This window comes from Cyanobium sp. WAJ14-Wanaka (assembly GCF_024345375.1).
Classification (GTDB): domain Bacteria; phylum Cyanobacteriota; class Cyanobacteriia; order PCC-6307; family Cyanobiaceae; genus Cyanobium_A.
In genome coordinates this window covers 118732-140665 of sequence record NZ_JAGQAZ010000002.1, presented here as the reverse complement: position 1 = coordinate 140665, position 21934 = coordinate 118732, and the positions used below count along the sequence as shown (strand labels likewise).

Here is a 21934-nt window from a genome sequence, read left to right as displayed (position 1 = left end):
TCATTCCAAGCAAATAGATGGGAGTCGGTAATGGCAGGGGCAGCTGCGGAAGCCGCATGGGAAGCCGTGATCGGCCTGGAGACCCACGTGCAGCTGGGTACCGATAGCAAGATTTTCACCAGCGCCTCCACCACCTTCGGAGACGAGCCAAATACCCACATTGATCCCGTTGTTTGCGGCCTGCCTGGCACCCTGCCAGTGCTGAACCAGAAGGTGCTCGAGTATGCGGTTAAGGCCGGCATGGCCCTAAACCTCCAGATTGCCGAACACAGCAAGTTCGACCGCAAGCAGTACTTCTATCCGGATCTGCCCAAGAACTACCAAATCTCCCAATTCGACGAACCGATTGCCGAGGAGGGCTGGATTGAGGTTGAGGTGGCCGAGAAGGGTAAGGACACCTACCTCAAACGGATCGGCATCGAGCGGCTGCACATGGAGGAAGACGCCGGCAAGCTCGTGCACGCCGGCAGCGACCGCCTGGCGGGTTCAACCCATTCCCTGGTGGACTACAACCGGGCCGGGGTGGCCCTGGCCGAGATCGTCTCCAAGCCAGATCTGCGCACGGGAAGAGAGGCGGCTGAATACGCCTCAGAGATTCGCCGGATCATGCGTTATCTCGGGGTGAGCGACGGCAACATGCAGGAGGGCTCCCTGCGCTGCGACGTGAATATCTCGGTGCGGCGCGGGCCCGATGCCCCCTTTGGCACCAAGGTGGAGATCAAGAACATGAACTCCTTCTCGGCGATCCAGAGGGCCTGCGAGTACGAGATCCAGCGCCAGATCAAGGCCTATGAGACCGGCGAGCCGGTTATGCAGGAAACCCGGCTTTGGGATGAGGGCAAGCAGCTCACCAAAAGCATGCGCAGTAAGGAAGGAGCCAGTGACTACCGCTATTTCCCCGATCCCGACCTGGGCCCAATTGAGGTGAGCGTGGAGCAGCGGGAGGCCTGGCGCGCCCAGCTACCAGAACTGCCAGGGGCCAAGCGACACCGCTACGCCGACGACTTGGGCCTGTCGATCTACGACGCCCGGGTGCTCACCGATGAGCGCTCGATGGCCGAATACTTCGAGGCCGCCGTGGCAGCAGGGGCCGATCCCAAGGGTGTGGCCAACTGGATTACCGGTGATATCGCCGCCTATGTGAATGCCAACCGGCTGTCCCTGGCGGAATTGCCCCTCAAGCCGGAGCAGCTTGCCGAGATGGTGGGCTTGATTGATGACGGCACCATCAGCGGCAAGATTGCCAAGGAACTGCTGCCAGAGCTCTTGGTGCAGGGCGGCTCCGCTAGGGCGATCGTGGAGTCCAAGGGATTGGGAATGATCAGCGATCCTGCGGCGATCACGGCAATTGTAGATGAATTGCTGGCGGCCCACCCCGAGGAAGTTGATGCATTCCGTGGCGGTAAGTCCAAGCTGCAAGGCTTTTTCGTGGGCCAGCTGATGAAAAAAACCGGTGGCAAGGCCGATCCCAAGCTGGCCAACCAGATTCTCAGCACCAAGCTCAAGGGCTAATTCAGACCCCACCACGGAGCCCCCGCTCGATCTGCGCCGCCAGCAGTTCAGGCCCGCCCCGGTTGTCGATCAGCCGATCCGCCAGGGCCCGTTTGCTCTCCAGGGGCCACTGGGAATCGATGCGGGCCTTGGCTTCGGCTTCGCTGAGTTGGTTGCGCTCCATTAATCGCACCAGCTGCTGCTGGGGGTCGCAATCCACCAGCCAGATTTCGCTGCAGAGGCCCCCCAGGCCCGCTTCAAACAGCAACGGGATCATTAGCACCACCGCCGGCGCTGCTGCCAGCTGCTCCAGCTCCAGGGCAAATCGCTCCCGCACCAGGGGATGGACCAGCTGCTCCAGCCATTGCCGCTCCAGCGGATCGGCAAACACGATGCGCCCTAGGGCGGCACGATCGAGGCTGCCATGGCGCTCCAGCACCGCTAGGGCTGCTGGGCTGCCCGGTGCCAGGGCCTCCCGGGCAAAAAGGTCCGCATCCAGCACGGGCAGGCCGTGTTGATCCCCCAGGAGCTGGGCCACCTTGCTCTTACCGGTCGCTATGCCACCTGTAAGGCCAATGCGCCGCTGGGGGCCGCTCCAGCGCTGGGATGCACGGGCTTGGCTGGGTTCGACATCAGCCATGGACTGATCAGCCATCGAAATTTGGCGTTGGGGCTGCTGTTGTCCGATGCTCAGGTTCGCAGCAGTAGTGCCCTGTGTCTTCCCCCTGGCAGCCGATCCCCGGTGGCATTACGGCCCCGGTGGGTTTTAAGGGTTGCGGCATCACGGCAGGGCTCAAGGCCTCGGGCAACCCCGACCTCTCCCTGCTGCTCGCGCCGAAGGGCGCGGTCTGTGCTGGCACCTTCACCACTAGCGTGGTGCGGGCAGCCTGCGTCGATCTCTGCAGCGACCGGCTACGGGCGAGCGGCGGCAAGGCCAGGGCAGTGCTGACCAATTCCGGCCAGGCCAATGCCTGCACCGGCGATCGGGGCCTGATCGACAGCTTGCACGCCACCCAGGCTGTGGCCGAGCGACTCGGCCTGGAAGCCGAGGAGGTGCTGATCTGCTCCACCGGGGTGATTGGTGTGCCGATCTCAATGGAAATCCTGCTGGCGGGTTTGGATCCCCTGGTGGCGGCTTTGTCTGCGGATCAGGCCGCTGGTGATGGGGCAGCGCGGGCAATTTTGACCACCGATTTGATCGACAAGCAAATAGCCCTTGAGGCGGATCTGGGCGGCCGCACGGTTCGCATTGGCGGCATGGCAAAGGGTTCGGGAATGATTCACCCCAACATGGCCACCATGCTCTGCTACCTGAGCTGCGACGCCGGGGTGCCTGCGGAGCAGTGGCAGGCGATGGTGGGACGGGCGGTGGATCGCTCGTTTAATTCGATCACGGTCGACGGCGACACCAGCACCAACGACACATACCTGGCATTTGCAGCCGGCGAGCCCCTGGGCCAGGAGCACTGGCCAGCCCTAGAGATCGGCCTGACGGCGGTGTCGCAACATTTGGCCAAGGCGATCGCCCGCGACGGCGAGGGAGCGACCTGCCTAATTGAAGTGCAGGTGGAAGGTGCCAGGGATGGGGCTGACGCCCGCAGCATCGCCCGCACCATTTGCGGCTCTTCCCTGGTGAAGTGCGCCGTGCATGGCCGAGACCCCAACTGGGGCCGGATCGTGGCTGCCGCTGGCCGCTCCGGGGTGGTTTTTGATCCCGGGGCGGTGGCCCTATGGCTGGGCCCATTCCAATTGATGGAGGCCGGCCAGCCCATGGCCTTCGATCGGCCGGCAGCTTCTGCCTACATGGGCCAGCGGGCTGCCGGCGCCTACCTCCAGGACGACACCGTGTTGATACGCCTGGTGGTGGGATCAGGCCGAGGCGAGGGCAAGGCCTGGGGCTGCGACCTTTCCGACCAGTACGTCCGTATTAACGCCGATTACACAACGTAGGCCGTCCGCCGCAGTGGCCATCCCCTGCCGTGGGATCATTGATGGGGCAAATTCCTGCTCTGCTTCTGGGGTTTTCCTGCCGCCAGAAGGCCTATTCGCCGCATAGTCGCGCCGCATTTGTAGATCGCATTTAATCGACAGCACCCATGGGCAAATTTCAGTCGATTATTTCTTCTGTGGCCGCCATCGGCACAATCGTGATCACGGTTGTGGCCGTATATCGCGGCTTGGATAACCAAAAGCAGTTCAACTTGAAGCAGCAGCTGGAAATTCAGAATCTCCAAAAGCAGCTGTTGGAAAAGCAGTCGCCCGCTCCCAGCCAGGTAACCCAGCCCCAGCGCCCCGCCGCAGAGTTGGCACCGGCGTCTGGCGGTCAACCTGACCTAGCGCCCCTGCCTCCGCTGCCCCAGGCGAATACCCCCTAAATGCCAATCGCGAAAACCCCACCCAGGTCCCGTTGGCAGGGCCCCCTGCTGGTGGGTCTTTGTTTTGGCCTGGGCTATGGCATAACCCAGCGGCTGCTCTCCCTCCAGCTGCCTGCTTTTGTGCAGTTGGGGGAAGGCTTTGAGCTGCGCCAGTTTCCCGGCGCCAGTTTGGACAGCCTGCGTCTGCGTTTTGGTGCAGAACCCCAACAGCTAAAGGAAGTCCAGGATCCCCAGCCGCAGGAAGTCCAGCAGCCCGCTGCTGAGATTCCCCTGGATCCAGATCCATTGGCTGCTCCCCAGGGCGGGGACGTTCCCCAGAGTGGGGTCGCTCCCCAGAGTGGGGTCGGTTCCGCCAACCTGGATGGGGCTCCGCCGGATTCCGTGCCTCCCGCTCCCAAGCTGCCCGCTCCCCAGCTACCGCCCCCAGCTTCCATTCCCCAGCCCTGATGTCCTCTCCCCAAATCCTGTTTCAGGCAGCCCTGCAAAGGCTGGGTGCGCGCTTGGGTAGTGGCTTGGTTGATGCGGCGGCGAATGTGTCGGTTTTGGCCCAGGACGCCCCAGAAAAGCTGCGCCAGGAATTCCAGCTCTTTTGGGAGGAAGTCGAGGCCGAGGCCCAACGGCTCGAAACCGGAGCCGAACCAACATCAGGGCCAGCCTCACCTGCCAGCAGCAATGCAGCTTCCACCGTTAGCTCGGTGGATTTCGTCACCGATGCCCAGGAGCTGATAGATGGTCTGCGGGCCAAGGTTGCAGCCATGGCCCGTGGCCTGGATCAAGCCAAGTGATGGCCTGGCGTCTGGCCGTGCTGCGGCCCCTGCGGATTTGGTGGGTCGCCCTTGGCCTGTTGCTCGGCCTTTGGTGGAGCTCCCAAACCTGGACCTACGGCGGCGGCTTTAGCCCCCAACGCCAGGCCCGGCGCCGGCGTCGACTGGCCCGCTGGCTGGCCCAGCAGTTTTTGTCCCTGGGTTCGGCCTTCATCAAATTGGGTCAGCTGCTCTCGGCGCGCCCCGATGTGTTGCCCGCAGAGCTGGTTGAGGAATTGGCCCGCCTGCAGGACCAGGTGCCTGCCTTTGGCTTTGATGTGGTCCAGGGCCTGCTCGAGCAGGAGCTGGGTGATCGCTGCGCCGAGATCATTGATCTTGAGCCGACACCCCTCGGTTCAGCCAGCCTGGCCCAGGTGCACCGCGCCAGCCTGCGCAGCGGCAGGCAGGTGGTGCTCAAGGTGCAACGGCCCGGCCTCGAGCATTTGTTTCGCTCCGATTTGGAGGTGCTCCAGCAGCTGGCGGCCCTGGTGCAGCGCCATCCCCGCTGGGGCGTGGGCCGCGATTGGGTGGGCATCGCCCAGGAATGCCGAAGGGTTTTGTTGCGTGAGCTCGATTTCCGCCTGGAAGCCGAACATGCGGCCCGCTTTCGGCAGCAATTTCTCGATGATCCCGGCATCCGTATCCCTGGCGTTATCTGGGAGTTGAGTGCCAGGAGGGTGCTTTGCCTGGATTACCTGCCTGGCATCAAGATCACCGATCGTCAGGCCCTGATCGAGGCGGGAATCGATCCAGCAGCCGTGGCTGAGAAGGGGGCGGCGAGCTACCTGCAGCAGTTGGTGCGCTTTGGTTTCTTCCATGCCGATCCCCACCCCGGCAACCTCGCCGTAGCCAGTGATGGCGGCCTGATCTACTACGACTTCGGGATGATGGGCCAGCTTTCCACGGCCCTGCGCAGCCGGCTTGGCCGGATGGTGGTGGCCGCAGCCGCCAGGGATGCGAGTGGTTTGGTGGAGGAGCTCCAGGCGGCTGGTGTGATCGCCAAGGGCATAGATCCGGGCCCGGTTAGGCGTTTGGTGAGGGTGATGCTCAAGGAGGCGCTTACCCCACCCTTTTCCGCCAATGTGCTCGACAAGCTCTCCGGTGATCTCTACGACCTGGTCTATGGCCAGCCCTTTCGCCTGCCGCCCGAGCTGATTTTTGTGATGCGGGCCCTTTCCACCTTTGAGGGGGTCGGCCGCAGCCTGGATCCTGGCTTTAGCTTGGTGGCGATCGCCCGCCCCTACCTGCTGCCCCTCATGACCTCCAGCGGTAGTGGTGCCAACGACCTGCTCAATGAGCTATCTCGCCAGGCGGCGGAAGTGGGCAGCAGGGCCTTGGGCATTCCCAAACGCCTCGACGAGAGTCTGGCCCGCATCGAGCAGGGCGACCTGCAGGTGCAGGTTCGCGCCGGTGAGACCGATCGCCTCCTCAGGCGCATGGCCATGAGCCAGCAAAGCCTGGGCCAATCGGTGTTGTTGGGGGCCCTGGCGATTGCAGCGGCCCTGCTCGCCGGTGGCAGCCGTCCGGCCCTGGTGGCGATTCCGCTGGTGGCAGGTCTTCCCGTGGGCTGGGCCTGGCTGAAGCTGCAAACCCGGCTCAAGCGCGATGGTCGCTTGGATGTGATCTCAAGGGCCCCTGAAGCCCCCAAGGTTTGATCTAGATCAGACCCATCAGGCCTTGCCGCGGGGGCCCCGGTCTTCAGCTCCGGCGTAGACAGCCTGGCTACCCAGTTCGTCCTCGATGCGCAGCAACTGGTTGTACTTCGCCACCCGATCGGAACGGCTGAGGGAACCGGTTTTGATTTGGCCAGCGCGGGTGGCTACTGCCAGGTCGGCAATGGTGGTGTCTTCGGTTTCGCCGGAGCGGTGGCTAATCACGCTGGTGTAGCCAGCACGGCCAGCCAGATCGATGGCCTGCAGGGTTTCGGTAAGTGAGCCGATCTGATTCACCTTGATCAGAATCGAGTTGGCAATACCGAGGTCAATGCCCCGCTGGAGGCGGGCGGTGTTGGTCACAAACAGGTCGTCTCCCACCAGCTGCACCGTGCTGCCCATTTTTTGAGTGAGCAGGGCCCAGCCATCCCAATCGTCTTCGGCTAGGCCGTCCTCAATCGACACGATCGGGAAGCGGCTCACCAGTTGGGCCAGCTGGTCGACCATTTCGGCGCTGCTATAGCTGCCGCCGCCGAAGTTGTAGCGACCATCTTTGAAAAATTCAGTACTGGCCACATCCAATGCCAGGGAGATCTGGTCGCCGGGGCGATAGCCAGCCTTCTCAATTGCCTTTACCAGCAGCTCGCCGGCGGCGTCGTTGCTTGACAGGTTGGGGGCAAAACCGCCCTCATCGCCCACTGAAGTGGAAAGGCCCTGGTCGTGGAGCAGGCCCTTAAGGGTGTGGAACACCTCGGCGCCCATGCGCAGGGCCTCCCGGAAGCTGTTGGCGCCGTGGGGCACCAGCATGAATTCCTGAAAGTCCATGTTGTTGGAGGCATGGGCCCCGCCATTGATCACGTTCATCAAGGGCACCGGCAGCAGGTTGGCCATCGGCCCACCCAGGTAGCGGTAAAGGGGTAGGCCCACCCCATTGGCTGCGGCCCGGGCAGTGGCCAGGCTCACGGCCAACACGGCATTGGCGCCCAGGCTGGATTTGTTGTCGCTGCCATCCAGCTCGGCCATGGCGCCATCTACGGCGCCCTGGTCGAGGGCGCTTAGGCCACACAGGGAAGGGGCAATCCGCTCTTCGATGTTGTTTACGGCCTGGGTTACACCCTTGCCGAAATAGCGGCTGCCGCCATCGCGCAGCTCGTGGGCCTCATGGGCTCCGGTGCTGGCGCCGCTCGGCACAATCGCCCGGCCGCTAGCCCCGCCCTCCAGCAGCACTTCTGCTTCCACGGTGGGGGTGCCCCGGGAATCGAGCACCTCACGGGCTACCACTGTGTCGATCACAAGGTCGAGGGAGTCGATCACGAAGCCGTAAAACGTTGTCTCATTCAGGATCTTATGGGCCGCCCGCTTCCAGCCTTTGTGCTAACGGGTACCAGCCGCTCCGTTCCTGGTCAGAATGGGAGTCCATCCCATGTTTGCTCCAGGTCCACCGATGCGATTGCTGCACACCATGCTGCGGGTGGGCGACTTGGAACGCTCCCTTGGCTTCTATACGGAGGTGCTGGGCATGCGCCTACTGCGCCGCAAGGACTATCCCAGCGGCCGCTTCACCCTGGCGTTTGTCGGCTATGGCGAAGAGAGCGACCAAGCCGTGCTGGAACTCACCCACAACTGGGACACCAGCCACTACGAGATCGGCACTGGCTATGGCCACATAGCCCTCGGTGTCGACGACATTTACGGCACCTGTGCGGCGATGGCCGCCAAGGGCGGGCGGGTCGTGCGGGAGCCGGGGCCGATGCAGCACGGCTCCACGGTGATTGCCTTTGTGGAGGATCCTGATGGCTACAAGGTGGAGCTGATCCAAATCAGCTCCCGCGCCTAGGGGAGCTCGCCATGGTGGTTGAACAAGCTGGCTTTGCTGCCGCCTCGCTAAGCCTCACCAGCGATCCGGAACTCTTCAGCGAGGAGGCCTGGGAGTTGCTGCTGGCGGCCCAGGAAACGGCCCGGCGCTGGCGCCATGGCTCGATGGATGTGGAGCACCTGCTGCTGGCCTTGCTGACGGACCGCCGTTTTGGCCGCTGGGTGGATCCCCTACCCCTAAATCGCGATCGGCTGCTCGATCGGGTCGAAGCCTTTTGTGCGGAGCAGCCCACCAGCTCCGGCCGGGATCTTTACATCGGTGAAGCCCTCGAAGAGCTGCTCGATGGGGCCGACCGGCGCCGCCAGGCCTGGGGCTCCCAGCTGATTGATGGCCCCCACCTGCAGCTGGCCTTGCTGGATGAACCCCGGCTCGGGGCCGCCCTATTCCAGGCCGAAGGTCTGGGCGAGGCCCAGCTGCTCCAATCCCCTGCCGCTGGAGCCACTGGCTGCCCGGTGGGCACCGAATCCCCCCCTATCCCTGAACCCAGCCAGATCCCTGAACCCACCCCAAGCCCTGGGGCCAGCCAGATCCCTGGGGCCCTGGAGGTCATTGAACAGCCGCAGTCGGCCCTCGCCACCTACGGCCGCGACCTCACCGCCGCAGCGATGGCCGGTGAGCTCGATCCCGTGGTGGGCCGCGATGCTGAAATCCGGCTCCTGATCCAGGTGCTCTCCAGGCGCAGCAAAAACAATCCGGTGCTGATCGGCGAGCCGGGGGTGGGTAAAACCGCCGTGGCCGAGTTGCTGGCCCAGCGGATTGTGGCTGGGGAGGTGCCAGATGCCCTCAAGGGCCAGCGCCTGGTGGCCCTGGATTTGGGCGCCCTGATTGCCGGGGCCAAATTTCGGGGTCAGTTCGAGGAGCGCCTGCGCAGCGTGCTCAAGGAGGTGCGCCAGGCCGATGGGGACCAGGGGGTGGTGCTGTTCATCGATGAGCTGCACACGGTGGTCAACAGCGAGCGTTCCGGGGCGGATGCCAGCAGCGTGCTCAAGCCCGCCCTGGCCCGGGGCGACCTGCGCTGCATCGGCGCCACAACCCCGGAGGACTACCGCCGCACGATCGAAAAGGATCCGGCCTTTGAGCGCCGCTTCCAGCAGGTGCCCATCAAGGAACCCAATCCGGACACAACCGTGGAGATCCTGCGGGGCCTCAAGGAGCGCTACGAACTCCACCACGGTGTGGCCATCACCGACCAGGCCCTGGTGGCGGCGGCCCGCCTGGCGGATCGCTACATCAGCGACCGCTGCCTGCCCGATTCGGCCATTGATTTGGTGGATCAGGCGGCGGCCAACCTGCGCATGGAGGCCACCTCCAAGCCCCAGGCCATTGAGCTGGCTGAGGCGGAGCTAAGGCGGGTGGAGTTGGCCCTGCTATCTGCGGAGGCAGCCCCCCAACCGGAAAGGGTGCAGCTGCAGGAACAGCGCCGGCTGGCCAGCGATGGCCTGGTCCAGTTGCAGGAGCGCTGGCAACGGGAGCGGGAGCGGCTGGCCGAATTGCGGGAGTTGTTGCAGCAAGACGAGCACCTGCGCCACGCCATCGCCGAGGCGGAACGGGATGGGGACCTGGAGGAGGCGGCCCGCCTCCAATACGATCAACTGCACGGCCTACAGGAGCAGCGAGATGCCCTAGAAGCCGAACTGCGCGCCGATCAACAGAGCACCCATTCGCTGTTGCGCGAGCAGGTGGAGGCCAGGGATATCGCCGATGTGGTGGCCCGCTGGACCGGCATTCCGGTGCAGAGCCTGCTGGCCGGTGAGCGCCAGAAACTGCTGGAGCTGGAGGCCAAGTTGGGGGAGCGGGTAATTGGCCAGCCCGAGGCGGTCACAGCGGTGGCCGCGGCGATTCGCCGGGCCAGGGCTGGGATGCAGTCAGCTCGCCGGCCCGTGGGCTCCTTCCTGTTTTTGGGCCCCACCGGGGTGGGTAAAACCGAATTGGCCAAAACCCTGGCCGCCGCCCTGTTTGATGAGGAGGACGCCCTGGTGCGGCTCGACATGAGCGAATACATGGAGCGCAATGCCGTGGCCCGCCTGGTGGGGGCACCCCCTGGCTATGTGGGCTACGAGGAAGGGGGCCAACTCACCGAGGCGGTGCGTCGCCGTCCCTATGCGGTGGTGTTGCTAGATGAGGTGGAAAAGGCCCATCCCGAGGTCTTCAACCTGCTGCTGCAGGTGCTCGACGACGGCCGCCTCACCGATTCCCAGGGCCGCACCGTCGATTTCCGCCACACGGTGGTGATCATGACCAGCAACCTGGCCAGCCGCGCCATTCTCGAAAATGCCCGCTCCGGTAATCCCCAGGAGGAAAGCCTCGACCAGGCGATTGAGCAGGCCCTGGCCAGCCACTTCCGCCCCGAATTCCTCAACCGCATCGATGAGGTGATCCGCTTTAGGCCGCTGGCCCAGGAGGATTTGCAGCGGATTGTGCTGCTGCAGATCGCCGAACTGCGGACCCTGCTGGCTGAACAAAACCTCCAGCTGGAGGTCGATGGACAGGTGGTGCAGGCACTGGCCCAGCAGGGCTATGAGCCGGAGTACGGCGCCAGACCCCTGCGGCGGGTGTTGCGTCGCCAGATCGAAAATCCCCTGGCCACCGAACTGCTGGCCGAGCACTTCAGCGGGGCCTGGGGTGTGCGGGTGGAGTGGGGTGAGCCCCTGCGTTTCACGGCTCTAACTGAATAGGGGGGACTACGTCCGGTAAGGTGATCGTTTGCAGGTACGCGCGGACGCCCCCGTGCGCGAGCGCCAGTGGATACTGAACTTCCCTCCGGGCCTGCCCCGGACGCCCCATCACCAGAGCAGCCAGCTGCACCCCCGGTCAGCCGCCCTGAGGGTTTTGTGGCCGCCACCTTGGCGGAATTGCGCAAGGTGGTTTGGCCCAGCCGCCAACAACTCTTCAGTGAGTCCGTGGCGGTCATCCTGATGGTGAGTCTTTCGGCAGCTGCGATTGCGGCGGTTGATCGTTTTTACCGCTGGGGCTCCACCCAGGTTTTCCGTTGATCTTTCCCCTTCTTTAAGCCCTGTGTCTGAGTCCGTATCCGACATTCTTGAGCTGCCTGCTGATGGGGCAGATCTGCCTGAGCAAGTCGAGCCAGCAACTTCTGAGTTGGCCCCTCTTGAGTTGGCCCCTCTTGAGCTGGTAAGTGGTGAAATCGCTGAAAAGCGCCAGGTGGCCCGCTGGTATGCCGTGCAGGTTGCCTCGAGCTGCGAGAAAAAGGTGAAGGCCACCCTGGAGCAGAGGGCCGTGACCCTCGGGGTCGACAACCGCATCCTGGAGATTGAAATCCCCCAAACCCCCGGGGTGAAGCTCAAAAAGGACGGCTCCCGCCAGTCGACCGAGGAGAAGGTGTTCCCCGGCTACGTATTGGTGCGAATGATCCTTGATGAGGACACGATGATGGCGGTGCGCAGCACCCCCAACGTCATCAACTTTGTCGGTGACGAAGAACGGCGGGCCACCGCCCGGGCCCGCGGCCACATCAAGCCCCGGCCCCTCAGCCGCCAGGAGGTGGACCGCATCTTCAAGCGGGCCGCCGAGAAGAAGGCGGTGGTTAAGGTTGATCTCACCGAGGGTGATCAAATCCTCGTTACGGCTGGACCCTTCAAGGATTTCCAGGGCGAAGTTATCGAGGTTTCAGGCGAGCGCAACAAGCTCAAGGCCCTGCTCTCCATCTTTGGCCGGGAAACCCCGGTTGAACTGGAGTTCTCCCAGATCACTAAACAGAGCTAGGACCCACCTAGCCCAGCGGCCGTCTCCCTGCGGAGGGCGGCCGTTTTCGAAGCCCCTTCCCAAAGGGGTGATCCGCAGTTCTGCCCCCACTCCCTCTGGGAGTTTTGCTCAAGTAGCTAGAGACGATGGCCAAGAAAGTCGTTGCCGTAATCAAGCTGGCCCTCGATGCCGGCAAAGCCAACCCCGCACCTCCGGTGGGCCCTGCCCTCGGCCAGCACGGGGTCAACATCATGGCTTTCTGCAAGGAGTACAACGCTCGTACGCAGGACAAGCCCGGCTACGTGATTCCGGTGGAGATTTCGGTCTTTGAAGACCGCAGTTTCACCTTCATCACCAAAACCCCTCCCGCTTCCGTGCTTATTTCCAAAGCAGCTGGAATCGAGAAGGGTGCCGCCACCTCCGCCAAGGGAGCCGTGGGTGCCATAAGCCGCGCCCAGCTCGAGGAGATCGCCAAGACCAAGCTGCCCGACCTCAACTGCACCAGCGTTGATTCGGCCATGCGCATCATCGAAGGCACCGCCCGCAACATGGGCGTCGCCGTTCAAGACTGAATCCACCATTACCGGGGGAGACCGCAAGGTCGTTCGCACCCCATCCCACCATGCCCAAAATTTCCAAGCGCTTCACTGCCCTGATCGCCACGGTCGAGGACCGCTCCTATGGCCCCCAGGAGGCCATTGAGTTGGTTAAGACCAATGCCAACGCCAAGTTCGACGAAACCATCGAAGCCCACGTGCGCCTGGGCATTGATCCCAAGTACACCGACCAACAGCTGCGTACCACCGTTGCCCTGCCCCATGGCACCGGCCAATCGATTCGCATCGCCGTAATCGCCCGGGGTGAAGCGGTAGCTGCCGCCAAGGCCGCCGGTGCTGACCTGGCGGGCGACGATGAGCTCGTTGATCAGATCGCCAAGGGCGAGATGGGTTTCGACCTGCTGATCGCCACCCCAGACATGATGCCCAAGGTGGCAAAGCTGGGCCGGGTGCTGGGCCCCCGGGGCCTGATGCCTAACCCCAAGGCGGGCACGGTTACCACCGACCTGGCCGGCGCAATCAATGAGTTCAAGGCCGGCAAGCTGGAATTCCGGGCCGACCGGGCCGGCATCGTGCACGTGCGCTTTGGCAAGGCCAGCTTCGATGCGGCCAAGCTGCTCGACAACCTCAAGGCCCTGCAGGAAACCATCGACCGCAACAAGCCCAGTGGGGCCAAGGGTCGCTACTGGAGAAGTCTCTACGTGACTTCCACCATGGGCCCCTCCGTGCAGGTGGATTTCTCCGCCCTGCAGGACATCAAGCAGGAGGCCTGAGGCCCAGCCCCAGGCTCTGTTGTAAGTTGGTCAACTGGCTTAGGCCAGAAGGGCACGCGCCCTACCCAAGACAGCAGGTGGACCTAGGTCCGTAAGCCCTGCCGAGGTCAACGCGATTGATTCGTTTCCAGGCTTCCCTTTTGGTGGGCCGATTGGGTGCGGAACAAGCAGCGGCCTCGCGGTGTTGGCAGGTTTTCCCTTTGGGTAATCCTTCCTTCTCCATGTTGGGGCCGCGTACCCGGCTTGTTCCCCCGATCCGTTCCAAACCTATGGGCCGCACGCTGGAGAACAAGCAACAGATCGTCGAAGAGCTCAAAGGGCTCCTCGGCGAGGCCGAAATGGCGCTGGTTCTTGATTACAAGGGCCTCACCATCAAGGAAATGTCTGATCTGCGGACCCGTCTGCAGGCCAGCAGCGGCGTGTGCAAGGTGACCAAAAACACCTTGATGCGCCGTGCCATTGATGGCAACAGCGCTTGGTCAAACCTCAATTCCCTGCTAACTGGCACCAACGCCTTCGTCCTGGTTAAGGGCGATGTCGGCGGCGCGGTTAAGGCCCTTCAGTCCTTCCAGAAGGACACGAAGAAATCGGAGGTTAAGGGCGGTCTTTTCGAAGGCCAGCTCCTTTCCCAATCCGAAATCCAGGCCATCGGGGATCTGCCCTCCAAGGAGGTGCTTATGGCGCAGATCGCAGGTGCGATCAACGCTGTGACCACCAAGCTGGCCGTGGGCATCAACGAGGTTCCGTCCGGTCTTGCCCGGGCTCTCAAGCAGCACGCCGAAGGCGACGCCAGCTGAGTTCCCTCGATCCGACTGTCCCCCAACAGATCTGTTGCTGATTCCCAACCATGTCTGCTACTACCGACAAAATTCTCGAGTCGCTGAAGACTCTCTCGCTGCTGGAAGCTTCCGAGCTTGTCAAGCAGATTGAAGAGGCCTTCGGTGTGTCCGCTGCAGCTTCTGCTGGCGTAATGATGGCCGCGGCTCCCGCCGCTGCCGCTGAAGCCGCTGAAGAGCAGACCGAATTCGACGTCATCCTTGATGGCTTCGAAGATTCGGCCAAGATCAAGGTGCTGAAGGCCGTCCGCGAGGTCACTGGCCTCGGTTTGGGCGAAGCCAAGGCCCTTGTGGAAGCTGCTCCCAAGGCCATCAAGGAAGGCATCGCCAAAGCCGAAGCCGAAACCATCAAGAAGGCCGTGGAAGAAGTGGGCGGCAAGGTTTCCATCAAGTGATTCCTTTGGGTTTGGGCCCGGGGTTTCCCCTGGCTTAAGCCCTCCCCATTTGCTTTTGCATCTCAGCCGGTCCCATGGGGCCGGCTTTTTGATGGGTGCCGTCAAACGGAGACTCCGCAATAAAAAAGCCCCGCCAAAGGCAGGGCTCTGAGTTAGGAACGCTTTCTGGGAGTCTGTCCTCGTTTCGACCCCGGAAAGGTTGTTCCTCACTCCTCACACAAATGAACCATACCTTCATATTCCCGGGGCATGCCAGCCAAGCAGGACTCTCTGGCAACTGGCACTGTGCCAGTGACTCGGTAGGTTCGGCTGAATGGCAATAGGCAAGTGGCGAGAGAGCAGGTGGCCGTAAAGCAAGTGGCTGAAAAGCAAGTAAGGGTTGTGGCGGCCGCCTGTGATGGGGCCTGCAGCGGGAATCCTGGCCCCGGTGGCTGGGGGGCGTTGCTGCGCTTTGAGGATGGTTCGGTGCAGGAATTCGGTGGGGCCGATGCCGCCACCACCAACAACCGCATGGAGCTGACGGCTGCCCTGGCCCTGCTCGAGGCCCTCAAGCAGCTGCCTTACCAACCGGGCTTGGAGATCCGCACCGATAGCAAATATGTGATCGATGGTTTCAGCAAATGGATCCAGGGCTGGAAACGCAAGGGTTGGCGCACGGCCTCGGGTGGCCCCGTGCTCAACCGCGACCTCTGGGAGCAACTGGATGGGGCACGCCTGGATGGGGTGCAGCTCGGTTATGTGAAGGGCCATAGCGGCGATCCCGACAACGACCGCTGCGATGCCATTGCGGTGGCCTTTTCCAAGGGTCAGGCCCAGCCTGTTGCCGTGCCCGCAACCCAGGCAGTGTTGCCCGCAGATCCAGCTCCTGCGGCCCTGCAGCAATTGCTGGGTCGTTTGGAATTGGCAGATCGACTGGCGAGTGGTGGCTATGCCCTCAGCCTGGTGGAGCTGGCCCAGCTGGTGGAGTTGCCCCTCAAGCAGCTCGAGGCCAAAACTGCCGCCTGGCAGTGGCGTGATTGGTTGGTGCAGCCAGATGCCGATGGTCGCTGGCGTTTGGCCCGTGCCGCGGGAGAATGGGCCGGTGAGGGGTAGACGGGAGTAATGGCTGCTAATTCCGGGTCGCTTTACGGCCAGTTTGTGGGCCCCCTGTTGGCGGCAGATGGGGGTGCCGACGCCGAACAGCTCAGCCAGCTGACCCTGACGGCCCTGGCCCAGGCCTCGCTGCGGCGCCGGTGGCCAGTCGTGAGTGGTGCCCTGAATGGCTTGGCGGCGGAGCTGCAACGCACCGATCCGCGGCTGGGCCAGAGCCTGTTTGGTTGCCGTTTTGCAAACCCTGTGGGCTTGGCGGCCGGCTTCGATAAGAACGCCGTGGCTGCTGGCATTTGGCACTGTTTCGGCTTTGGTTTTGCCGAGTTGGGAACTGTCACCTGGCACGGCCAGCCCGGTAACCCCAAGCCCCGGCTGTTTCGCCTGGCGGCCGAGCAGGCGGCCCTCAATCGGATGGGCTTCAACAATGGGGGAGCCCAGGAGGTGCGGCGCATCTTGGAGCGCCAAAAGCTGCGGCCCACGGGCCAGCGGCCCGCCGTTTTGGGTATCAATTTGGGCAAGTCCAAAATCACACCCCTGGAGTTGGCTCCCGACGACTACGCCTCCTCCCTGGAGCTGCTGGCGCCCCTGGCCGACTACGCCGTGATCAACGTGAGCTCCCCCAATACCCCCGGGTTGAGGGAGCTGCAGGAAGAGGTGTTGTTGAGGCGACTGGTGGAGCGGTTGCGCCGCCTGCCGGCTTGCCCGCCCCTATTGGTAAAAATCGCTCCAGACTTGGAAGACGACGCCATTGATTCGATTGCCCGGATGGCCTACGAGGAGGGATTGGCCGGGGTGATTGCTGTTAACACCAGCCTCAATCGGCTCGGCCTGGAGCAGCGCCGCTTGGTCCAAACTGGTCGCACCTTGGCGGAGGAGGCGGGGGGTCTGAGCGGGGTACCCCTGCGGGCACGGGCCCTGGAGGTGCTGCGGCGGCTGCGGGCCACGGCCGGCCCCGCCCTGCCCCTAATCGGGGTGGGCGGCATTAATTCGGCCCAGGCCGCCTGGGAGCGGATCAGTGCCGGAGCAGCCCTGGTGCAGCTCTATACCGGCTGGATTTACCAGGGCCCAACCCTGGTGCCCCAAATCCTGGAGGGTTTCAGCCAGCAACTGGATCGCCATGGCCTGGCCCACATTGGCGAGGCCGTGGGCTCCGGCTTGCCCTGGCGGGATTGATGAAAGGCGAGGAGATCCCCGGCTATTTGCAGGAGCGCTGGCAGGAGCTCCAGGGCCAACTCTTCCCTAGGCGCCTGCGCCTGGAGATCACGGACGGGGGCCTTCGCGGAGTGCTGCTGGGGCAGCAGGGCAGGGGTCCGAGGTTGGTGTTTGAAGTTCCCTTGCCTGGCGGAATTTGCCTGGCGGGCCAACCCCAACAGATTCCGGCCCTTGGGGATTTCATTGGCGACCTGCTCTTGGAGCAAGGCCTAGTGAACGCCAAGGTGGCGGCGGTTTTGCCTGCGGAAGCTTGCCATTGGCGTGTCGTCAGTTGGCCCTTTGATCAGCCCCCTGATGATCCGCTAGCGGCAATAAGGCAATTGGAACCTGAGCTGCAGCTGGTCGGCTCCTTAGACGACTGGGCACTGACCTACTTGCCCCTTAAAAATCCACCACCCCAGGCGGCCCAAACCCTGCTGGCCGCAGCTCCGCGGAGCTTGGTGCAGGCGTGGCAAGAGGTTTTTGGCTTGGCGGGGATCAGTCTGCAGCAGTTAATTCCAGCCCAACTGCAGGACTGGCATGCCTTGGCCTGCAACGAAAAGGGAGAGAGCTGGTTTTTAAGCCTGGGTCCTCAGGCTTCCAGGCTTTGGCTGACGATGGACGGGGAACCCCAGGCCGATTGGCCCTTGCCCGGCTGGACCCCTGGCAGCTCCTTCGACCTCAAATGGCAGGGCGCCTTGCGGAGTCGCCAGCAGTTTTGGCGAGCACGGCAGGTGCAGGATGGCCGCGCCAATTTCTGTTGCTATGGGCCAGGCAGCGATGACGCTTTGCTCCAGGTTGAGCTTCAGGCGGAGCTCCGGACCTTTTGGGATTCTTTCCCAGTGGTGTGGCTCGGATCGGATTTTCTTGCAGCCAACACGGTGGGGGCGGATTTAGTGCAGGAGCAATGTCTAAATCCCGGTCAAGCTTCCAAGTCTCTAGTGCCCGTTGAGGAGCTTGGCGGGCAGGATCTTTTCAGGCAAGGTATCTGGGCTGGAGCAGGTTTGCTCGCTGCCATGGTCCTGGCTTGGGGAGGGCTGGCTTTCCTCAATGGCCGCAATCAATCTGAGCTTGCCGCCCTGGTGCCGGCGCAGGCCCAGGCGGAGCTGCTGGCGGGTCGCCTGCAGCGGCTGCAGTTGCAGGTAGGGAGGTTGGATCGCGGGAATGGCTCATTGGCTGTTGGTCTGGTGGCGGTGCAATCGGGGTCGGCTTTGCTTGCGGAGTTCAGGCGGCTTACGCCAGCTGGCGTTCAACTGACTTCCTTGAAGCGGGAACCAGGTTTGCTCCGAATCCAGGGTTTGGCCAGTGACCCCCAGGCTTTTGTTCGCATCAATGCCCTTGAGCTGGAGCTTCAGGGTTCTGGTTTATTTGAGGGAAATGACGTCAAATTGGTGAAGGCGAGCCGGCAAGATGGCGCCCCTAATGGGCCTGGCCCAGCCGCTGAGCCCGTGCAATTTGAGATCAGCGCGCCGCTTGCCAAGAAGGCAGTGCCCCTCTCGATTGGGCAATTACGTGCCCTTGGATCGCTGGGGATGGCTGAACGGCAGGAGCTTTTGCGTCGGGAGGGCTTGTTGCCTTGAGGGGTCTCCAGCAGCCTGCGTTTTGGCTGCCGCTGGCCTGCGGTGGCGCCATCACAGCCTTGGTGGCTGGCTTTGCGGTGGTGCCCCAATTTCAGCAGTGGCAGCAGGAAGAGGCCCGGTTGATGGCCCTGCGCGAGCAGGTGGATCAACTCCCCTCACTGCGTCGACAGTTGACGTCCCAGCAGGAGCGCCTGGAGCGGGCCCAGCAGCAGCAGGACCTGCTGCTCCAGCTGATTGCAGGCAGTGGCAATTTGGCCACCTTTCTGGCGCAGGCGGATCAGCTGGCTAATCGCACTGGAGTTGAGCTAAGCCTCTACGAGCCCCAACCCCAGGGAGCGGCGCCCCAGCCATTGCCAGCGGCTCAGGCTGACCCCAAGGGCGCTAAAGCGCCCCAGGATCCCCTGGCAGTGGATGGCCTGCAGAAGCGAACCGTGTTGCTGGCGGCCAAGGGCCATTTCAGCCAGCTATGGGCCTTTTTGCAGGGGCTGGAAAGGTTGAATCTGCTAGTGGTCCAAAGCGATTTACTGCTGTCCCCCGAAGAGCCCAAGGCCGCCACTGGCGCAAGTGCCCCTGGCGGGTCCACTACTGGCCCCACTCCCCCTGGGGCGAGCATCAAGGCACCGGCTTCGGGGAAGCTGGTTTTGAGGCTCAATGTGAGTTTCTACGGCCGAACTCCCTAGGCCTTCCAGTACAAGATTGGCTTGAAACTGGCTTTATCGGTGTTCAATCGATACGATCCGGCCAGCATGAATGGGTGAGGTGGTGCAGCGCGCTCCACGCCGGCAAGGCTGGCTTTTGATTGGTGGTTTTGCTTCCATAAATTTAATTCCTGTCCCGGCGCTGCAAGCTTTGGCAGCCACACCGGCTGGAGCCATCGAAATGAGCATTCGCCGGCTGCCGGATGCGGTGGAGCTGGTGATTGGGGGTGTGGGCGCTGCTCCCCAGCTGCGCCAGAGCGGTGATGCCAGCCGCTGGGAAGCGCAAATTGCCACTGACAAACCTGGTGCCCTGAAATTTGGTCCCCAGCGATTGGCAATGCCTGAATTAGGACTGCAGCTGGTTAGTTTGCAGGGAGCCGGATCTACCTATCAGGTGGAGATCACGGCTACTCCAGGCCTGCCTTTGCGCCGCCCCACTATCAGTGCAGATGGCCAAAATCTGATCATTGCCTTTGCGGCGCCTTTCCGATCGGCACAGCAAACGGGGCGCCTTGATCTCAACCAACCCGGCAGCATTCCCCAGCCCGGCTATGTCCCACCTCTGCGGCCCAGGGCAGTCGCTCCGCCTTTGGGCGACATGGCCGTTGGTTCGATGGTGCTTCGCAATACGGCCCTTCTTCAGGTCAAGGGTCCCCGGGTAACCCTCACCCTGCGCAATGCCCCCGCCAAGGACGCCCTAATGGCCTTGGCCCAGATCGGCGGCTATGGATTTGTCTATGTAGATCCCGATGGGGAGGGCCCAGCGAGTAGTCCGGCCCCCAGGCTCCGGGCCGTCACGATTGCCTTCAAAAACGAGACCTATCCCCGAGCCTTGAATGCCGTGCTGTTGGCAGCTGGTTTGCAGGGTCGGTTGGAGGGAAACCTAATCATGGCTGGCCCCAGCCTTGCGGGCAAAGGTTTTTCACCCCAGATGTCCAAGGTATACCGACTGAATCAGGTATCGCCTAATTCCGCGGCTGATTACCTCGCCAATTTGGGCGCCACGGTCACCAAAATCAACACCATCACCACTGCCGTTACCCAGGGAGTTGCCCAGGCAAATGCGGTTGCGGCTGCACCCATTGCCCAGACGACACAATTATCGGCCCAGACCTCGGTGGAATCGTTTGGGGCCCCAAAGGGGCCCTTGCTGGGCCTGCAGGCCACCACGGATCCAAGACTTGGCACCGTGACTCTGATTGGTGATTCAGGTTTAATTGTGGTGGCAGAGCAATATCTCAGGCAGCTTGATCTCAGGCAAAGGCAGGTGGCCCTGGCCGTGAAGATTTTAGATGTGAACTTAAATAATGACACCAATATAGCCAATAGCTTTGCCTTCCGCTTCGGCAACAATTTTATTGTTAATGATTCGGGTAAGTTTTTGGGATCGTTCGGCAATGGCTATCCAGCTTCGACCCCGGCAGTAAGCCAGCCCAGTGATGGCTCGTTTGTGGATTACCTGCGGGCCAGCATCGTCTCTAGCAACACCAAGTTGTTGGCATCCCCCACCTTGATTTTGTCGGAAAATCCCGAGCCGATAGAAGGTGGTGCTGAGGTGGCGGCGGCCACAAGTGCCGGTGGGCCCAATGGAGTGAGTAGCTCGCTGTCAACCGCTTCAATTGGGCGACCAAGGGCCAATGAATCCTTCGTGACTGTCGGAACAAATGTGGTGACCGCCTATAGCTCCAACCAGACGACCGGCAGTAACAGCAGTAACATCGTCACCTGTACTCCGGGATTTGGCATATCAGGCCTCACCTTGGGGGCACGGGTATCCAAAATAGATGACAATGGGTTTGTGACATTTACCTTGTCGCCAGCCATTTCTGCGGCCACATCAAAAACTGCAGTTCAGGGTTGCGGTGAAATTCAGATATTGAGTGTTCGTCGACTTGATACGGGCACGGTGAGGGTGCGTGATGGTCAAACCTTGATCCTCACCGGTGTGATTTCTGATTCCGATATCTCAACGGTTACTAAATGGCCGATCCTTGGAGATATTCCCCTAATTGGTCAATTTTTCCGTAACTCTGGGCGTACCCGTGATAAACGCGAATTGGTGATCATGGTGACCCCAAAAGTTATCAATGATGAATCTGGTGGCGTATTTGGCTTTGGCTACCAGCCCTCCTCCTCCCAGGCCCGGGAGTGGATGGGTCAAGCGACTGGCTATTGATCTAGATGCCGATTGGGAGAAGGGCCAATCCGGCCAGGGGACCGAGCAATTTGGCCAGGGCAGCAGCGGTGCCAAGTAATTGGCTGCCGATGCCATTGCCGCCTGGTTCCTGTTTTTGGGGCTTGGCCAGGGCTGTTGCTGCCTCTTTCAGTTGTTTTGCGCTCTCCCCGTCGCCCCTTTGGGCGTAAAGGCGTGCTGCGGTGTCGAAATCATTGGCGGCCAGAGGTGTTTTGCCCTGCTGGCTGCGGCTTATGGCCCTTGCCACCCAGCTCACGGCCGCTTCAGGTTGGCGTTGGATGGCTTGGCTGAACCAGAGTTCAGCTTTTTGCGGTTGGCCGGCGTCGTGGGCAGCCACGCCCGCATTGTGCAGTTGGGCATAGCTCAACTGGTTGCTGTTGATTCCCTTCGCTTGCTGCCAGTGGGCCCGTTCCAGAGCTGTTCGATCCAGTAGGGCGCCGCTGAGGTCGGCCTGGCGTAGGTCGGTGCCCTCAAGATTGGCGCCCCGCAGGTCTGCTCCCCGCAACGAGGCGCCCAGCAGGCTGGTGTTGCGCAGGTCGGCCCCATTGAGCTTTGCCCCGTCCAATTGGGCTTGGCTGAGATTTGCCCCATTGAGCTTGGCTCCCCGCAAATCCGCATTTGGCAAGTGGGCCAGCACCAGGTCGGCATCTGTCAATTGGCAGCCTGCACAACGGCCCTGATCCAGGAGCTGAATGAGTAATTCCGGCCGCTCGGCTGCCTTG

General features: G+C 62.4%; 22 protein-coding genes. 19 read left to right on the top strand and 3 right to left on the bottom strand.

The window, feature by feature from the left end:
- Nucleotides 1-30 precede the first annotated feature (30 nt).
- Nucleotides 31-1512, top strand: coding sequence for an Asp-tRNA(Asn)/Glu-tRNA(Gln) amidotransferase subunit GatB (gene gatB / locus KBY49_RS07525; RefSeq protein WP_254934196.1), 1482 nt, complete (start codon nt 31-33; stop codon nt 1510-1512).
- 1 nt (nt 1513) lies between these two features.
- Here the strand turns inward: gatB and coaE are convergent, their stop codons facing one another.
- Complete coding sequence (coaE, locus tag KBY49_RS07520) at nt 1514-2131, bottom strand: dephospho-CoA kinase (RefSeq protein ID WP_396099788.1); 618 nt, start codon at nt 2129-2131, stop codon at nt 1514-1516.
- Nucleotides 2132-2205: 74 nt separating this feature from the next.
- Here coaE and argJ point away from each other — a divergent pair, with 74 nt between their 5' ends.
- The 5 genes from argJ (at nt 2206) to KBY49_RS07495 (ending at nt 6324) form a co-directional block, all read left to right on the top strand.
- A complete protein-coding gene (gene argJ, locus KBY49_RS07515; RefSeq protein ID WP_254934194.1) occupies nt 2206-3441 on the top strand; it encodes a bifunctional glutamate N-acetyltransferase/amino-acid acetyltransferase ArgJ in 1236 nt (411 codons plus the stop codon).
- 146 nt (nt 3442-3587) lie between these two features.
- Nucleotides 3588-3866, top strand: a complete 279-nt coding sequence (locus KBY49_RS07510) for a hypothetical protein (RefSeq protein ID WP_254934193.1) — start codon at nt 3588-3590, stop codon at nt 3864-3866.
- Entirely contained in the window at nt 3867-4313 is a 447-nt protein-coding gene (locus tag KBY49_RS07505; protein WP_254934192.1) for a hypothetical protein, read from the top strand.
- Nucleotides 4313-4651 (top strand): hypothetical protein, encoded by a 339-nt coding sequence (locus KBY49_RS07500; RefSeq protein ID WP_254934191.1) that lies wholly within the window; start codon nt 4313-4315, stop codon nt 4649-4651. Before KBY49_RS07505 ends, KBY49_RS07500 begins: the two co-directional genes overlap by 1 nt.
- Nucleotides 4651-6324, top strand: a complete 1674-nt coding sequence (locus tag KBY49_RS07495) for an AarF/ABC1/UbiB kinase family protein (RefSeq protein ID WP_254934190.1) — start codon at nt 4651-4653, stop codon at nt 6322-6324. The genes KBY49_RS07500 and KBY49_RS07495 overlap by 1 nt, the downstream gene beginning before the upstream one ends.
- Before the next feature lie 15 nt (nt 6325-6339).
- Here KBY49_RS07495 and eno read toward each other — a convergent pair whose 3' ends face one another.
- A complete protein-coding gene (eno, locus tag KBY49_RS07490) occupies nt 6340-7635 on the bottom strand; it encodes a phosphopyruvate hydratase (protein WP_254934189.1) in 1296 nt (431 codons plus the stop codon).
- A gap of 130 nt (nt 7636-7765) precedes the next feature.
- Between eno and gloA the strand changes: the two genes are divergently transcribed.
- The 13 genes from gloA to KBY49_RS07425 all read left to right on the top strand — a co-directional run bounded on the left by gloA (nt 7766) and on the right by KBY49_RS07425 (nt 21194).
- Nucleotides 7766-8158 carry a lactoylglutathione lyase gene (gene gloA, locus KBY49_RS07485; RefSeq protein ID WP_254934188.1) on the top strand — a complete coding sequence of 131 codons (393 nt, stop codon included), beginning with the start codon at nt 7766-7768 and terminating at the stop codon, nt 8156-8158.
- An 11-nt stretch (nt 8159-8169) separates the two neighbouring features.
- Nucleotides 8170-10872 carry an ATP-dependent Clp protease ATP-binding subunit gene (locus KBY49_RS07480; protein ID WP_254934187.1) on the top strand — a complete coding sequence of 901 codons (2703 nt, stop codon included), beginning with the start codon at nt 8170-8172 and terminating at the stop codon, nt 10870-10872.
- A gap of 66 nt (nt 10873-10938) precedes the next feature.
- Nucleotides 10939-11190, top strand: a complete 252-nt coding sequence (gene secE / locus KBY49_RS07475; protein ID WP_254934186.1) for a preprotein translocase subunit SecE — start codon at nt 10939-10941, stop codon at nt 11188-11190.
- Between the two features lie 121 nt (nt 11191-11311).
- Nucleotides 11312-11920 carry a transcription termination/antitermination protein NusG gene (gene nusG / locus KBY49_RS07470; protein ID WP_254934614.1) on the top strand — a complete coding sequence of 203 codons (609 nt, stop codon included), beginning with the start codon at nt 11312-11314 and terminating at the stop codon, nt 11918-11920.
- A 125-nt stretch (nt 11921-12045) separates the two neighbouring features.
- A complete protein-coding gene (gene rplK, locus KBY49_RS07465) occupies nt 12046-12471 on the top strand; it encodes a 50S ribosomal protein L11 (RefSeq protein WP_254934185.1) in 426 nt (141 codons plus the stop codon).
- A 50-nt stretch (nt 12472-12521) separates the two neighbouring features.
- Nucleotides 12522-13229, top strand: a complete 708-nt coding sequence (gene rplA / locus KBY49_RS07460; protein WP_254934184.1) for a 50S ribosomal protein L1 — start codon at nt 12522-12524, stop codon at nt 13227-13229.
- A 269-nt stretch (nt 13230-13498) separates the two neighbouring features.
- A complete protein-coding gene (gene rplJ / locus KBY49_RS07455; RefSeq protein ID WP_254934183.1) occupies nt 13499-14026 on the top strand; it encodes a 50S ribosomal protein L10 in 528 nt (175 codons plus the stop codon).
- A gap of 50 nt (nt 14027-14076) precedes the next feature.
- Nucleotides 14077-14460: a 50S ribosomal protein L7/L12 gene (rplL, locus tag KBY49_RS07450; protein ID WP_254934182.1), complete on the top strand. Its 384-nt coding sequence runs from the start codon at nt 14077-14079 to the stop codon at nt 14458-14460.
- 357 nt (nt 14461-14817) lie between these two features.
- On the top strand, nt 14818-15552 hold the full coding sequence (locus tag KBY49_RS07445) for a ribonuclease H (protein ID WP_254934613.1): 735 nt from the start codon (nt 14818-14820) through the stop codon (nt 15550-15552).
- Between the two features lie 9 nt (nt 15553-15561).
- Nucleotides 15562-16722 carry a quinone-dependent dihydroorotate dehydrogenase gene (locus tag KBY49_RS07440; RefSeq protein WP_254934181.1) on the top strand — a complete coding sequence of 387 codons (1161 nt, stop codon included), beginning with the start codon at nt 15562-15564 and terminating at the stop codon, nt 16720-16722.
- Nucleotides 16722-18320 (top strand): PilN domain-containing protein, encoded by a 1599-nt coding sequence (locus KBY49_RS07435; protein ID WP_254934180.1) that lies wholly within the window; start codon nt 16722-16724, stop codon nt 18318-18320. Before KBY49_RS07440 ends, KBY49_RS07435 begins: the two co-directional genes overlap by 1 nt.
- Nucleotides 18317-19000: a hypothetical protein gene (locus KBY49_RS07430; protein ID WP_254934179.1), complete on the top strand. Its 684-nt coding sequence runs from the start codon at nt 18317-18319 to the stop codon at nt 18998-19000. The genes KBY49_RS07435 and KBY49_RS07430 overlap by 4 nt, the downstream gene beginning before the upstream one ends.
- Nucleotides 19001-19199: 199 nt before the next feature.
- A complete protein-coding gene (locus KBY49_RS07425) occupies nt 19200-21194 on the top strand; it encodes a type II secretion system protein GspD (protein WP_254934178.1) in 1995 nt (664 codons plus the stop codon).
- A gap of 1 nt (nt 21195) precedes the next feature.
- Here the strand turns inward: KBY49_RS07425 and KBY49_RS07420 are convergent, their stop codons facing one another.
- Nucleotides 21196-21867, bottom strand: coding sequence for a pentapeptide repeat-containing protein (locus tag KBY49_RS07420; RefSeq protein WP_254934177.1), 672 nt, complete (start codon nt 21865-21867; stop codon nt 21196-21198).
- Nucleotides 21868-21934: the final 67 nt, after the last annotated feature.